The sequence below is a fragment of the Legionella taurinensis genome (genome assembly GCF_900452865.1).
Taxonomy (GTDB): Bacteria; Pseudomonadota; Gammaproteobacteria; order Legionellales; family Legionellaceae; genus Legionella_C; species Legionella_C taurinensis.
In genome coordinates this window covers 700,999-714,230 of record NZ_UGOZ01000001.1, presented here as the reverse complement: position 1 = coordinate 714,230, position 13,232 = coordinate 700,999, and the positions used below count along the sequence as shown (strand labels likewise).

Below are 13,232 nucleotides of genomic sequence, written 5' to 3'. Positions count from 1 at the left end.
CCCCGCCTATTCCTTGTTAATCCCCGAACTTTTCTTCGAGAGGATCTTAACCTTGATGTAGAGCGTTGAATTTTGCGCAAAAGGTGTTCCTGCGCGAATGACTTCCGTTCCCGGCTCCGCCGGGGCACTACCCTGCGCACTGGCCAGAGCGACCCATTGATCAAGGGGAATCAGCATGGTCGTTTCCACTTTCTGTTCATGAAACACCTGATTACTCATGTTACTGGTCTGCTCCCGAACCCGTTTGATTACTATTTTCACTCGATTGCCCTGCAGAATCGGTTCAATAAGCAAGCCGCTTTGCACCAGCCGGCGATCGAAACTGACGCCTGTCCATAATCCCAGACCCACTGAACGAATCACCGGCTGATTTTCACCCGTACTGACAAAGGCTGATTCACCGTTCATCACGGTAATGGATTGGCGGCGACGCTGGTTGATTTGGGAAGGGGTACTGATGGTCATGGTTTGGCCGTCCTGAGTGGATAACCAATCAGGGTCACCCTGAAAAACGGTAATTTCAAACACCACGGGCGGTGTATCGAGTTTATGAAGTATCACGCGAAGCGTCGTCAGGGTATCGGGCGACACCTTGACAATTAAGGTTTGTCTTGTACCCGTAACCTGCTCCCCCGCTTTCAAGAGCGGTTTAATCAATGGAATCACCTCGGCGGCATTCTGATAATGCAGCTCAATCACCTTGGTTATCATTGGCTCTGCAAAAACGCTGCCGACAACCAGTGAGAACAACAGATACCATTTTTTCATGATGCCCACTCCTGTGAGATATTATTAGTGTAGCAGGACAAATGCCCGAATCGCGCGAATTTTGCAGTAATGGTTTAGTTCTTACAAAAGTTTCGCTATAATCAGCCCAACTCTTCCAGCGTGCATAATGACTATGGGTAGCATATTTAATATGTTTGGGCCTTCTCCAATCCGGCCTATCGAACAGCACATGCGAAAAACCTATCATTGTGCCAAGCAGCTGCATCCTTTTTTTGAGGCGGTACTCAAACTGGACTGGCCTGCCGCTGCAGCCATCAAAGAGAAAATTTCCCAAATTGAAAAAGAAGCCGATTTAATCAAGCGCGACCTGCGTCTGCATTTACCCACTGGCCTTTTTCTTCCTGTGTCCCGTACCGATCTTCTTGAACTCCTCAGTGCCCAGGATCGTATTGCCAACCGCACTGAGGACATTGCCGGGCTCATCGTCAGCCGGCAAATGGTGATTCCTGAAGCCCTTTCTTCAGTCTTCATGCCTTTTCTGGAGCGATGCCTTGATGCCGCCAAACAAGCCTGCAAAGCCATCAATGAACTTGATGAATTGCTGGAAAGCGGTTTTCGCGGCAGCGAAGTCAAAATTGTTGAGGAAATGATTGTCACCCTCGATGAAATTGAACACGACAGCGACGAAAAGCTTGCTGACATCCGTCACCGCATTTTTGAGTTGGAAAAAGAACTGCCCGCGCTCGAGATTATTTTTCTCTACAAGCTGGTTCAATGGATTGGTGACTTGGCAGATTATGCTCAAACAGTCGGCGGCCGTTTACAGATTTTAATTGCCCGGTAATTTTGTCTATGGATTATTCTATTTATCTGTTATTTGCTGCGCTTGCGCTTTGTTTTTTAATGAATTGGGGCGTGGGCGCCAATGATCTCGCCAACGTCATGAGTACAACCATGGGTTCCAAAGCGGTTACTGTCCGCCAGGCCATGTTCATTGCCATTGTGTTTGAGTTCGCCGGCGCTTTTCTGGGCGGCAGCGGCGTGACTGAAACCATGCGTGACGGCATCATTACCAGCAGCGAGTTATCCAGCCAGCCCTTAATACTCATTGAAGGCATGCTGGGCGTCTTACTGGCCTGTACCGTATGGATGAATCTGGCCAGCTATCTTGGCGTACCCGTATCGATTACCAATGCCCTGGTGGGTTCCATGGTAGGATTCGGTGCCGTGGTACTCGGCCCTGAAGCCATTCAATGGAGCCAGGTTTACCATATTGCCATTGGCTGGGTTACGTCGCCGCTGATTGCCGGTATTACCGCGTATACCCTGTTTATCAGCATTCAGCAAACCATTTTTGTCAAATCTGACCCGTTGGAGAAAGCCAAGCTTTACATTCCCATTTACCTGTTTTTAGTCGGATCGGTTCTGTCGTTCATTACCGTCTTTAAAGGCTTAAATCATTTTGATATCCATTTGAATTTAAAGCAGGATTTGGCAGTTACCCTGGCGACCAGCATCACCATCACCATCATTGGGGTTCTTTTCATTAAACGCATCCCTGAAATGCCGCGAATTCGCCGCCGGGAACGCTTCATTCAGGTGGAAAAGTATTTTGCCGTGCTCATGGCCTTAACCGCTTGCGCCATGGTCTTTGCCCACGGCTCCAATGACGTGGCCCTGGCTGTCGGGCCGCTGACTATTGTCCATAGCCTGGTCATGCATCCGGATAATTCGTTTGCAGCGACCAATTACCCGGCCTGGATTATTTTTCTGGGTTGTTTTGGCGTCGTAACCGGATTTCTCATGTATGGGCGCCGCGTCATCGAAACGGTAGGCAGTTCCATTACCGCCTTAACACCCAGCCGCGCATTCGCTGCGACTTTGGCTGCCGCGACAACCGTGGTTGTCGCAACCAGCACGGGAATCCCGGTCTCCGCAACTCAGACGCTGGTGGGCGCCGTCTTAGGGGTGGGGTTGGCACGCGGTATTGGCGCGTTGAATTTAATTGTGATTCGTAATATTTTTATGTCCTGGGTACTGACTCTGCCGGCGGCGTCATTGCTGACCATCATGGCTTACAAGCTGTTGCACTTGATGATTGGTTAATGCCCCTCACAAGTCACTGAACAAACGGACTGTCTCTAAAAATCACGCCAGATTTCGCTTTCTACTTCAGGCAAATCGGGATTATCACGCAGGGCATTGAGGCGCTCGTATTTCCTGATTTCTTTCAATTGCGATGCTGATTTTTCATGATCGGCGTCAAATTGATACAAAAATTTGTCTATTGGGCTGACATAGGCTTTATCAAGGTCATGTTTGTTCATAATGAATCCTACAAAATTTAGCGAACCATTTTAGCGGTTTTTATGGTAAGTTACCATTGATTATACATTAACTCAGGGATTATCCGTATGACCATTAAAAAAGCCGAGTTGCATGTTCATCTGGAAGGAACCATCAGCCCGCAATTGGCGCAAAAGCTGGCCAACCGCAATCAGCTGCAATTGCCAGCCGGCCTCATTAATGCCAATGGCACCAGTTACAACTACGGCGATTTCATGGATTTTTTAAAAGCCTATGATCAGATTGCCGCCCTTATTGCCTCTCCTCAGGATTACTATGATGTAACCTTTGAATACCTCAAAGACAGTGCCTTAGGCGGCGGCATTTATACCGAAATGATGTATTCGCCCGATCACGCGGAAATGGTCAGCGGCATTCCATCGAGTGAACACCTGAAAGCCATTCAGCAAGCCATTGACGATGCCGAACATCAACACGGCATTGTCGGGCGTATCATTATCACGGCGGTGCGTCATTTCGGCGAAGAAGCCGCGGTAAAGGTGGCAAAACAAGGCATTAAGGAAGATTTACCCTGCATCGTGGGTTTTGGCCTCGGCGGTGATGAAGTCAACTATCCTCCCAAACGCTTTGCCGAAGCTTATCAGATTGCAGTCGATGGCGGCCTTCAGGCCACGGTGCATGCCGGAGAATTTGCCTCGGCGGATGGCATGAATGAGGCCATGGATTATTTGCCGATTAAACGCATTGGCCATGGCGTGCAGAGCATTCATTCGCCTGAAACCATCGCACGCCTCAAAGACAACCAGATTGCGCTTGAAATCTGCCCATCCAGCAATGTGCGGCTTGGCCTCTTTAAGGATATCCCCAATCACCCCATACGCCGTCTTAAGGATGCCGGATTGATGTTAAGCATCAATTCCGATGATCCGCCCTTTTTTAATACCAACCTGGCCAATGAGTACGAGCGTGTACAGCAGACCTTCCATTACTCGGATAACGACATGCTTCATTTTACACGCATGGCCCTTGAAACCGCCTTCGTTGATGAGGCGACGCGCAAAAGACTCTTGCAGCATTTGAATTAGAAGTTCGGAGAAAGAGAGCTTTGTAAACTGATTTGGCTGTTCCTGTAAAGGCAGGAACAGCCTGATAACATGAACATGTTGATATTGGCAGTATAACGCGCTGAAGCTGAATCGCTTATGCCCTGGCGGGCATAAGGCTTAGGCAGACACTTCTTCCATGTATTGACGCAGTTTTTTCATGGCATTTTTTTCCAGCTGACGCACGCGTTCAGCGGAAACGCCGTATTTATCAGCGAGATCATGCAGGGTGACTTTGTCATCGGCTAACCAGCGTTGCTGTAGAATGTCCTGGCTGCGCTCATCCAGGCAGTCGAGCGCTTGGAATAACTGATCGCGTCCCTGAACCCCGCTGCGCTCCTGTTCAATCAGCAGAGCCGGATCATTACTGCTGTCATGCAGATAATGCACGGGGGCTTTAAACGCCTCATCGTCCTCGTCATTGGCTGAAGCGTCATAAGACGCATCCATGGCATTCAAGCGCTGTTCCATCATCACCACGTCTTCGCGGCTGACACCCAGATCATTGGCCACCGCATCAATTTCCTCGCTGTTAAACCAGCCGAGGCGTTTTTTCATTTGTCTTAAATTAAAGAACAGCTTGCGTTGTGCTTTGGTGGTCGCGATTTTCACGATGCGCCAGTTACGCAACACGTATTCATGGATTTCCGCTTTAATCCAGTGAACGGCAAACGAAACCAAACGGACTCCCATTTTGGGGTCAAACCGCTTGACGGCTTTCATTAAGCCAATATTACCTTCCTGAATTAAGTCGTTTAAGGGTAAACCGTAACCCAGATAGCCTCGGGCTACCCGAACGACATAGCGTAAATGTGCCAGCACGAGCTGACGGGCGCTCTCAATGTCGCCTTCGCTATGGTATTTTTCAGCATAGTTCAATTCTTCTTCAGCAGAAAGCATCGGAATCTGATTGACCCGATAAATGTACGCATCAATACTGCCTATAGGCAAATTTAACGATGCCAATTGCAGTTGTTGACTCATAGGGTACTTCCTCCAGTTATCAAAACCATAACAGGGTTAATGAACTGTCTGTCGGTTTCCTTACAGACAGCCTTATTATACACGAATTTAAACGGTTATTGAATTTAACCCATCAATTAAGTATAGATTGTTTTTTGTACAATTCAAATACTTTTAATAGATTAAACTTTGCTAGTATCTGTTGATGCGGGTTAATCTCACTGCCACTTCCATTGACGCAATAACTTAAAAACCATTATAGAACCATCAAATGACTAGAAATTACCTTGAATCTTAGAATTAACTTATAATGAGGATATATTTTGTTTAATCTATGGCAAGCCCATTATTAGAAGTGAGGATACAGTTGCCCAAAATTCTCCTCTCAGATATTAGACATGATAAATCTGGTTTTGAAGAACTTACCAATTTATATGCTAAAGCAAAAGAGTATACTTTTGAAACCATTCAAATTGACATGAGCACCACAGCCTGGCTTGATGCAGATATGTGCTCATCATTTGGAGCCATACTCTATCATGTGACAAGTAACCTCAATAATGTCGACTTAGTTAATTTACAGCCACAGGTAGAAAGCATTTTGTTGAAGAATAGATTTCTTAGCCATTATGGTAAAAAAAGCATCGTTGATAGCTGGAAAACCACGATAAAATATCGTCATTTTGACGTTAAAGATGGGCGTTCATTTGCAGAATATGTAGAAAGTGAATTTATTGACCGAGACGAAGTACCTAAGATGTCTATTGGACTGAAAAAGAAATTCAAAGAAAGTATTTTTGAAATATTTAGTATTCGGTGCTCCACTCAAAAACGAAACTAGGGATTTTCACCTGTGGTCAATTTTTCCCAAAACGTAATAGCTTAAATTTTTCTATTTCCGATCTAGGTATAGGGATTCGCACGAATATTAAAGAAAGCATAGGTATTAATTTGCAGGCTGATGAGGCAATTGTTTGGGCTACGAGAGGTAGTAATACTACAAAAAAAGGCGAAATTCCTGGGGGACTGGGACTCAAACTGTTATGCGAATTTATTGATTTAAATGGTGGTAGAATACAGATAGTCTCAGAAAATGGGTATTTTTGTAGAGAAAATAGCTCATATAGGGCAAGTCAATTGCTACACCCATTTCCTGGTACAGTAGTAAATATTGAAATTGCTACCCATGATGATGTTTCCTACACTTTATCAGAGGAAATATCACCCACTGATATATTTTGAGGACTAATAATGAAATCAACTATTACAATTTCAGTATACGAAATTGTTGGCAGTCCCTTATGTGTTGCCGCTGATGATGGGCAAAAAGTTTATGAGCGGATTTGCCCAGCATTAAGAGAGGAACGAAAAATTGAACTTTCTTTTCTCAATGTGCAGCTTTTGACATCAGCATTTTTAAATGCAGCTATTGGTCAATTGTATGGTGAGTTTAGTGAAACACAGATACCCAAGTTATTAAGCGTCACAGATTGTAATAAGGATGATTTAAGGTTATTGAAACGTGTAGTAGATACTGCCAAGCAATATTTTAAAAATCCCAAAAAATTTAAAGATTCTTTAAAAGAAGCTGGGGAAATAGATGAAGAATGTACAAAACATAGATAACTATAATTTTAAACCCTCTGATAATGTGATTTTAGATACAAATATTTGGCTATATAACAATGGTCCCCAACCTCCTAATGAACCATACGTGGGCATATACTCACGAGCACTTTTTAAGATTTTAAATGCCAAATGTCAAATCTTTATTGATGCATTAATCCTTTCTGAATTTATAAATAGGTATTCAAGGATTAAATATAGGTTGCATTTGGATGCACATCAATTAAAGGAGAAAGACTTATCCTTTAAAGACTTCAGAAAAACTTCAGATTTTACAACTATTGCATCCGATATAGGATCGGATGTTCGAAAAATATTAAGATTTTGCAAATGCATTGAAAGTGGTTTTGAATTGTTAGACATTAATCAAGTTATGTCAGAGTTTGAGCAAGGAAACACTGATTTCAATGATCAAATTTTGTCTGAGCTGTGCAAAAACAAGGGAATTACCTTTGTTACTCATGATAGTGATTTTTGTAACTCTCATATTCACATTTTGACAGCGAATACTAAATTATTACAACGTACCTCATAACCTATAAGTTATCATCCCTAACATTGATTAGAATAGAGACCGCTTACGGCAGCCTCTAAACATTTTAATGATAAGGCTCTATCGCCGCCAACTGCCTTTTGACCGACAATCGCGCCCCCAACCAACCGAGAAGGATGGCCGCAAAAACGATGAGATAAGCCTGCTTGACCGACAAGCCAAGCAGCGGGTAGTGCATTTGATAGGATGAAGCCAACTCCTGAACGGCGACCGCGATGCTTAGCATGAAAATATTAACCAGCAACACGGCAAAGATAGCCCCGACCAGACCATACCAGACCCCGGAATACAGAAAAGGACGGACAATAAAGGCATCGGTGGCGCCGATCAGTTTCAGAACCTGAATTTCCTCATGACGGTTATGAATGGCTAAACGCAGGGTGTTGCCAACGATAAGGACTACCGCGCAGGCAAGCAGCGCCATTAAGGCATGTGCCGTTTTGGAGGCAAACCCGAGAATGGCATGAAGCCGGGTTACCCATTCAATGTCAAGCTTGGCCTGCTCCACGTCGGGTAAGGCCTTCAAGCGGGCATAGAGCTGATCCACCTTAAGCGGTGTGTCTATCCCCACCGCCGGAATCACCTCAATCACTGCCGGCAGAGGATTTTCAGGAAGGTAGCGCATGATGTCATTCATCCCTTCCTGTTTTTGCAGTTCCTGCATGCCTTCTTCCGGTGTTTTCAGGGTGGCGTGGCCGACTCCCTCGGTTTCCTGAATCTGAATCAGGGTTTTATTTTGATCCGCTGCGGTTAAAGGCTGTTTTAAATAAAGAGAGATGTGGCCGCCACGCTGCCAATCGGCGGTCAATTGATTCAAGCTGTCGCTGAAAACCCAAAAGAGCGCAGGAAGAGCCAGGGCAATGGCGATCACAATCACCGTCATCATCGTCGCCAGCGGGCGGCGACAGAGAAAATTAAAGCTGTTGGTTGCTGCCTGCAGGTGATAGGCTGCCTGTGCGCGGATGCTTTTTAACATACCCGCCCTCCCTTCAACATGATGATACGATGCCTCATGCCGGCTATCAGAGCCAAATCATGGGTAGCAATCAAGACACTCACCCCCACCTGATTAAACTGTTCAAACAGTCTCATGATTTCCGATGATAGGCTGGGGTCTAAGTTTCCAGTCGGTTCGTCAGCCAGCAGCAAGGCAGGCTTATGCACAACAGCCCGGGCAATCCCGACACGCTGCTGCTCCCCGCCGGACAGATGAATGGGTTGCATTTTTTCCTTAGTCAATAAGCCGACCATGTCCAGCGCTGCATGCACACGCTTGGCGATCATGGCGGGTTGCACGCCCTGAATCTGCAAAGGCAAGGCAACATTATCAAACACGGTGCGATCATTTAGAAGGTTGGGCGATTGGAACGTAATGCCCAGACTGCTGCGATAATAAGCGATTTCCCGTTTTTTAAGCTGGTTAAGCCGCACGCCATTGACCGTCAGCTGCCCGGAAGACGGGGACTCCAGCTTGGCAATTAATTTAAGCAGCGTGCTTTTGCCCGCTCCCGAATGACCGGTAATAAAGGCCATCTCGCCTTTCTGCAGGGTAAAGTCAACCTGACTTAGCGCTTCAAAGCCGCCGGGATAACGTTTGCTCACTTGATCGAATTTAATCATCATTGAATATGGCTCTGACAAATTGTTCTGCGTCAAAGGGACGTAGATCGTCAATCCCTTCACCAATCCCCAGATAACGAAATGGTATCCCTAATTCATTGGCAATGGCAAACAGTATTCCTCCTTTTGCCGTGCCGTCGAGTTTCGTCATGGTAATTCCGGTTAAACCGATGGCCTGATGGAATTCACGTGCCTGATTAAGTGCATTTTGCCCAATACTGGCATCCAATACCAGCATTGTTTCATGCGGCGCCTGGGGTTCAAGCTTCTGAAGCACCCGTTTGACTTTTTTCAACTCGTCCATCAGATTGCCCTGCGTATGCAGACGCCCCGCCGTGTCGGCAATCAGAATATCAATACCACGCGCTTTAGCCGCCTGCAACGCATCATAAATGACAGACGCGCTGTCCGCGCCGGTATGCTGGGCAATGACCGGAATCTGGTTACGCTCCCCCCAGACCTGTAATTGTTCAACCGCCGCGGCGCGAAAGGTATCGCCAGCGGCCAGCATGACTTTTTTCCCCTGCTGCTGGAACTGCCTGGCCAGCTTGCCAATGGTGGTGGTTTTTCCAGCGCCATTGACCCCAACCGTTAAAATAACAAACGGGGTACCCTCATTGGTCTGCGGGATTAAAGGCTGGCTTTTTGCCGCCAGCAAGGCGGTGAGACGCTCCTTCAGCAGCCCAAACACGGCCTCTCCGTCTGCCAGCTGTTTGCGGGCAAGGCTCTCACTTACCTGCTTCAACACAGCCTGTGACGTCTCAATGCCCAGATCCGCACTGAGGAGCAGGGTTTCGATATCCTCCATCAGCGACGCGTCAAGTTCCTTGCGGCCAAGCAGCAGACGGCCAATGCCCTCGCCCAATTGATGGCGGGTTTTGCTCATGCTTTGCTTCAGGCGGGCGTAGAATCCCGGTTTGCTCTGCGTCTCGTTGTCAGCAGGCAGCGCCTGTCCCGCGTCGGTGGGCAACTTTTCTACAGTCAAATCCTCGCCCTGTGCTGCATCAGCCGCAGACGGTGGCGTGGTCCCATCCTGATTTCTTTTAAACCATTTAATCATAAGGTGTACAAAACGAAGGAAATGTGAAATTCTATCACTTTTTTTGGTTCGGAGTTAATCCATGCGGCTTGCATTATTGCTTTTTTGCGCTGCTTTATCCTCTTATGCGGCTGACAATGTTCATCAGTACACCCTGGATAACGGCTTGAAAATTGTTGTCAAGGAAGATCACCGCGCGCCCGTGGCCGTGACAATGATTTGGTACAACATTGGCTCGGCGGATGAGCCGGGCGGGATCACCGGCGTTTCACATGCGCTGGAACACATCATGTTTAAAGGGACAGAAAAATACCCCCTGGGCACCTTTTCGAAAACCATTGCCAATGTCGGCGGGGAAGAAAATGCCTTTACCAATTATGATTACACCGCCTATTTTGAAAAAATAGCCGCGTCGCAATTACCGACAACCTTTGAACTCGAAGCCGATCGCATGCGCAATCTGCTGCTTGATAAAGACGAATTCGCCAAGGAAATGAAAGTCATCCAGGAGGAACGCCGCCTGCGTACGGACGATAATCCCCAGGCGTTAACGTTTGAACGTTATCTCGCGGCGGCTCACCTGGCCGATCCTTACCATCACCCGGTGATTGGCTGGATGAGCGACATTAAACAAATGAATATCGAGGATTTAAAATCCTGGTATCAAAATTTTTACGCACCCAACAATGCCACCCTGGTGGTGGTCGGCGATGTCAACGCCGACAAGGTGTATGAACTCGCCAAACTGTATTTTGGTCAGATTCCAAGACGGCCTGACTTCATTCGTAAACCTCAGCAGGAGCCGCCAGCCTTAGGCACCAAGTCGGTTGAAATCCATGCGCCAGCTAAACTGCCCATGCTGATGTTCGGCTACAGCGTGCCCAGTGTAAAAACAGCCGAAAACGAGTGGGAGCCTTATGCCCTGGAAGTCATTGCGGCGATTCTTGACGCCGGTGAGAGCGCCCGTTTCGCACGCAATCTGGTGCGCGGTTCGCACGTGGCCAGCAATGTTGATGTTTACTACGATCTTTATACCCGTTACCAGACGCAGTTTACACTGTTTGGTATTCCAACCCAGTCGCACAGCATTGCAGAACTGAAAGCCGGGATACTGAAAGAGTTGCAGCGTCTGCAGAAAGAACCGGTCAGCGCCCAGGAACTGCAACGGATAAAGACCCAGATCATTGCTCAGAAAACCTTTGAAAAAGACTCTATCTTTGGTCAGGCCATGGAAATTGGCGTTCTGGAAACCTTAGGCCTGGGCTGGAAAACCGCCGATGTCTACACGGATAGAATCAACAGCATTACTCCCCAACAGATTCAGGACGCGGCAAAAAAATACTTCCGCGCTGAATCCATGACTGAAGCCCAGTTATTCCCAGTGTCCCAACCTGAGAGACGATAATGAAACGATTGTTTTTGATTGCCTTCCTTTTTTCATGCGCCGCTGCGACAGAGGCTAATACATTCAAGACCAAAAAATGGGAAACCAGCCATGGCGCCAAAGTGGTCTTTTATCAGGCGAAAGAAGTACCGATGCTGGACATCAATGTCGCCTTTGCCGCCGGCTCCGCTTACGATGACCGGCAATTTGGCCTGGCTTCGCTGACGGCCAGCATGCTCGATCAGGGCAGCGGCCGCCTGGATGCCTCGCAGATTGCAGAAACCATCGCAGACACCGGGGCCCAGTACAATTATGAAACCAGCCGGGACATGGCGGTATTCCGTTTGAAGACTCTGACCTCGGAAGCGGCGTTAAAGCAGTCGGTCGACGCCTTTTCCCTCATCATTAATAAGCCCGCTTTCCGACAGGAAGCCTTTAACCGCCAGAAGAATCAGTTATTGATGACCATTGCGCAAATGCAGGAATCACCGGATGACGTCGCTAACATGACATTCTTCAAGCAGCTTTATAAAAATCATCCCTACGCCCATCCGGTCAATGGCACTACAGAAACCGTAAGAATGCTGAATGCCTGGCAGGTGCGCAATTTTTACAAACGTTACTATGTCGGCGCCAATGCCGTCATAGTTCTGGTTGGCGCCATCGATGAGGAAAAAGCGCATCAGATCACGGAGCAGCTGACTGAATTTTTACCCAAAGGCGAACACGCGGCCCCGATTCCAAAAGCCGAGTCATTGGCCGCAGCAGAAAAAGTGGATGTTGTTTTTCCCTCATCCCAGACCATGCTGCGCCTGGGTCAGGTGGGTATTAACCATGCCTCCCCCAATTACTTCCCGCTCATGGTGGGCAATTACATTCTTGGCGGTGGCGCCCTGGTGTCTCGACTGGCCACTGAGGTTCGGGAAAAACGCGGATTAACTTATGGCATTTACAGCCAATTTGTCCCCATGCCGGGTGACGGTCCGTTTATTATCAGCCTGGCAACCGAAAATAATCAGGCGAACACGGCGTTACAGGTTACCCGTGAAACGCTGGACGGCTTTTTAAAAATGGGGCCGAGCGAGGACGAATTGACGGCCGCCAAGCAATACTTGGCCGGTAATTTTCCTTTATCCTTAGCCAGCAATAACAGCATTGCCGGCATGCTGCTTCGCATTGCTTTTTACAATCTTCCCGATGATTATTTAGACACGTATGTGGCTCGAATTGAAGCCGTCAGTGTTGAAGACATTAAAAAAGCATTCGATGAAGCGCTGAAACCCTCGCAAATGCTGTTAGTCACCGTAGGGAAAAAGTGAAACAGCAGATTCGCATCATCGGCGGCAAATTTCGCGGGAGAAAAATCGATTTTCCCGATGCACAGGGGTTAAGGCCCACCCCGGACAGGGTGCGCGAAACCCTGTTCAACTGGTTGATGCACGACATCCGCGGCGCCCGTTGCCTTGATGCCTTTGCCGGCAGCGGCGCCCTGGGTTTTGAAGCCCTCTCCCGCGGGGCTGCCCGGGTCACCCTGGTGGAGCAAAATCGCCTTGTTTTTAATCACTTATTGACCGTCAGTCGCTCGTTCGATGCGTCCCATCTGTCGGTTATTCACAGCGATGCCCTGGCGTTTTTAAGCAGTACGCGGGACACCTTTGATCTTGTTTTTCTCGATCCTCCCTTTGCCAAATCCCTCCATGCGGCGTGTTTCACCCTCCTTGAGCAGCATGATTGCCTGCCTTCGGGCGGTTTGGTTTATGCAGAATCGCCCGAATTAATCGCCCTTGATCCAACCAAATGGCAGACCTTGAAAAGCAAACAGGCAGGCCAGGTTTTTTATGCCCTCTACAAAAAGAGCTAAGAGTTTGAAATACCGTGACTTGTGCTTGACAAGGGGGGCATGCTCCT

16 protein-coding genes are annotated in these 13,232 nt (G+C 47.7%); 10 read left to right on the top strand and 6 right to left on the bottom strand.

Annotation, left to right across the window (positions count from 1 at the left end):
- Positions 1-6: 6 nt before the first annotated feature.
- Positions 7-768 carry a type II/III secretion system protein gene (locus tag DYE45_RS03395; RefSeq protein ID WP_108294667.1) on the bottom strand — a complete coding sequence of 254 codons (762 nt, stop codon included), beginning with the start codon at positions 766-768 and terminating at the stop codon, positions 7-9.
- 133 nt (positions 769-901) lie between these two features.
- Between DYE45_RS03395 and DYE45_RS03390 the strand changes: the two genes are divergently transcribed.
- Together DYE45_RS03390 and DYE45_RS03385 are read left to right on the top strand one after the other, a co-directional pair.
- Positions 902-1,573, top strand: a complete 672-nt coding sequence (locus DYE45_RS03390; protein WP_058530421.1) for a TIGR00153 family protein — start codon at positions 902-904, stop codon at positions 1,571-1,573.
- An 8-nt stretch (positions 1,574-1,581) separates the two neighbouring features.
- Complete coding sequence (locus DYE45_RS03385) at positions 1,582-2,835, top strand: inorganic phosphate transporter (protein ID WP_108294665.1); 1,254 nt, start codon at positions 1,582-1,584, stop codon at positions 2,833-2,835.
- Between the two features lie 35 nt (positions 2,836-2,870).
- Here the strand turns inward: DYE45_RS03385 and DYE45_RS03380 are convergent, their stop codons facing one another.
- The gene (locus DYE45_RS03380) at positions 2,871-3,056 is read right to left on the bottom strand and encodes a CBU_0585 family protein (protein ID WP_108294663.1); all 186 of its coding nucleotides are present in this window, start codon (positions 3,054-3,056) and stop codon (positions 2,871-2,873) included.
- An 87-nt stretch (positions 3,057-3,143) separates the two neighbouring features.
- Here DYE45_RS03380 and DYE45_RS03375 point away from each other — a divergent pair, with 87 nt between their 5' ends.
- Complete coding sequence (locus DYE45_RS03375) at positions 3,144-4,121, top strand: adenosine deaminase (RefSeq protein ID WP_115300463.1); 978 nt, start codon at positions 3,144-3,146, stop codon at positions 4,119-4,121.
- A gap of 138 nt (positions 4,122-4,259) precedes the next feature.
- Here the strand turns inward: DYE45_RS03375 and rpoH are convergent, their stop codons facing one another.
- Positions 4,260-5,123, bottom strand: coding sequence for an RNA polymerase sigma factor RpoH (gene rpoH / locus DYE45_RS03370; RefSeq protein ID WP_058530425.1), 864 nt, complete (start codon positions 5,121-5,123; stop codon positions 4,260-4,262).
- Between the two features lie 313 nt (positions 5,124-5,436).
- On the opposite strand from rpoH, the gene DYE45_RS03365 reads away from it, so the two are divergent.
- From DYE45_RS03365 to DYE45_RS03355, 4 genes are read left to right on the top strand one after another with little or no spacing between them, the layout of a single operon-like run.
- Positions 5,437-5,943 (top strand): hypothetical protein, encoded by a 507-nt coding sequence (locus tag DYE45_RS03365; RefSeq protein ID WP_115300462.1) that lies wholly within the window; start codon positions 5,437-5,439, stop codon positions 5,941-5,943.
- Positions 5,919-6,344, top strand: a complete 426-nt coding sequence (locus DYE45_RS14565; RefSeq protein WP_133138196.1) for a histidine kinase — start codon at positions 5,919-5,921, stop codon at positions 6,342-6,344. Before DYE45_RS03365 ends, DYE45_RS14565 begins: the two co-directional genes overlap by 25 nt.
- Positions 6,345-6,353: 9 nt before the next feature.
- Entirely contained in the window at positions 6,354-6,728 is a 375-nt protein-coding gene (locus tag DYE45_RS03360; protein WP_058530427.1) for an STAS-like domain-containing protein, read from the top strand.
- Positions 6,703-7,263 carry a PIN domain-containing protein gene (locus DYE45_RS03355; RefSeq protein WP_058530428.1) on the top strand — a complete coding sequence of 187 codons (561 nt, stop codon included), beginning with the start codon at positions 6,703-6,705 and terminating at the stop codon, positions 7,261-7,263. Before DYE45_RS03360 ends, DYE45_RS03355 begins: the two co-directional genes overlap by 26 nt.
- Before the next feature lie 64 nt (positions 7,264-7,327).
- Here the strand turns inward: DYE45_RS03355 and ftsX are convergent, their stop codons facing one another.
- The 3 genes from ftsX to ftsY are packed head-to-tail and all read right to left on the bottom strand — an operon-like array spanning position 7,328 to position 9,961.
- Positions 7,328-8,257, bottom strand: coding sequence for a permease-like cell division protein FtsX (gene ftsX, locus DYE45_RS03350; RefSeq protein ID WP_108294657.1), 930 nt, complete (start codon positions 8,255-8,257; stop codon positions 7,328-7,330).
- Complete coding sequence (ftsE, locus tag DYE45_RS03345) at positions 8,251-8,901, bottom strand: cell division ATP-binding protein FtsE (protein WP_108294723.1); 651 nt, start codon at positions 8,899-8,901, stop codon at positions 8,251-8,253. The genes ftsX and ftsE overlap by 7 nt, the downstream gene beginning before the upstream one ends.
- Entirely contained in the window at positions 8,894-9,961 is a 1,068-nt protein-coding gene (ftsY, locus tag DYE45_RS03340) for a signal recognition particle-docking protein FtsY (RefSeq protein ID WP_115300461.1), read from the bottom strand. The genes ftsE and ftsY overlap by 8 nt, the downstream gene beginning before the upstream one ends.
- A 61-nt stretch (positions 9,962-10,022) precedes the next feature.
- On the opposite strand from ftsY, the gene DYE45_RS03335 reads away from it, so the two are divergent.
- Genes DYE45_RS03335 through rsmD form a run of 3 tightly spaced genes read left to right on the top strand, consistent with a single transcriptional unit; the run spans position 10,023 to position 13,185 of the window.
- A complete protein-coding gene (locus DYE45_RS03335; RefSeq protein ID WP_108294653.1) occupies positions 10,023-11,345 on the top strand; it encodes a M16 family metallopeptidase in 1,323 nt (440 codons plus the stop codon).
- A complete protein-coding gene (locus DYE45_RS03330; RefSeq protein WP_108294651.1) occupies positions 11,345-12,643 on the top strand; it encodes a M16 family metallopeptidase in 1,299 nt (432 codons plus the stop codon). The genes DYE45_RS03335 and DYE45_RS03330 overlap by 1 nt, the downstream gene beginning before the upstream one ends.
- On the top strand, positions 12,640-13,185 hold the full coding sequence (gene rsmD, locus DYE45_RS03325) for a 16S rRNA (guanine(966)-N(2))-methyltransferase RsmD (RefSeq protein ID WP_108294649.1): 546 nt from the start codon (positions 12,640-12,642) through the stop codon (positions 13,183-13,185). The genes DYE45_RS03330 and rsmD overlap by 4 nt, the downstream gene beginning before the upstream one ends.
- Positions 13,186-13,232: the final 47 nt, after the last annotated feature.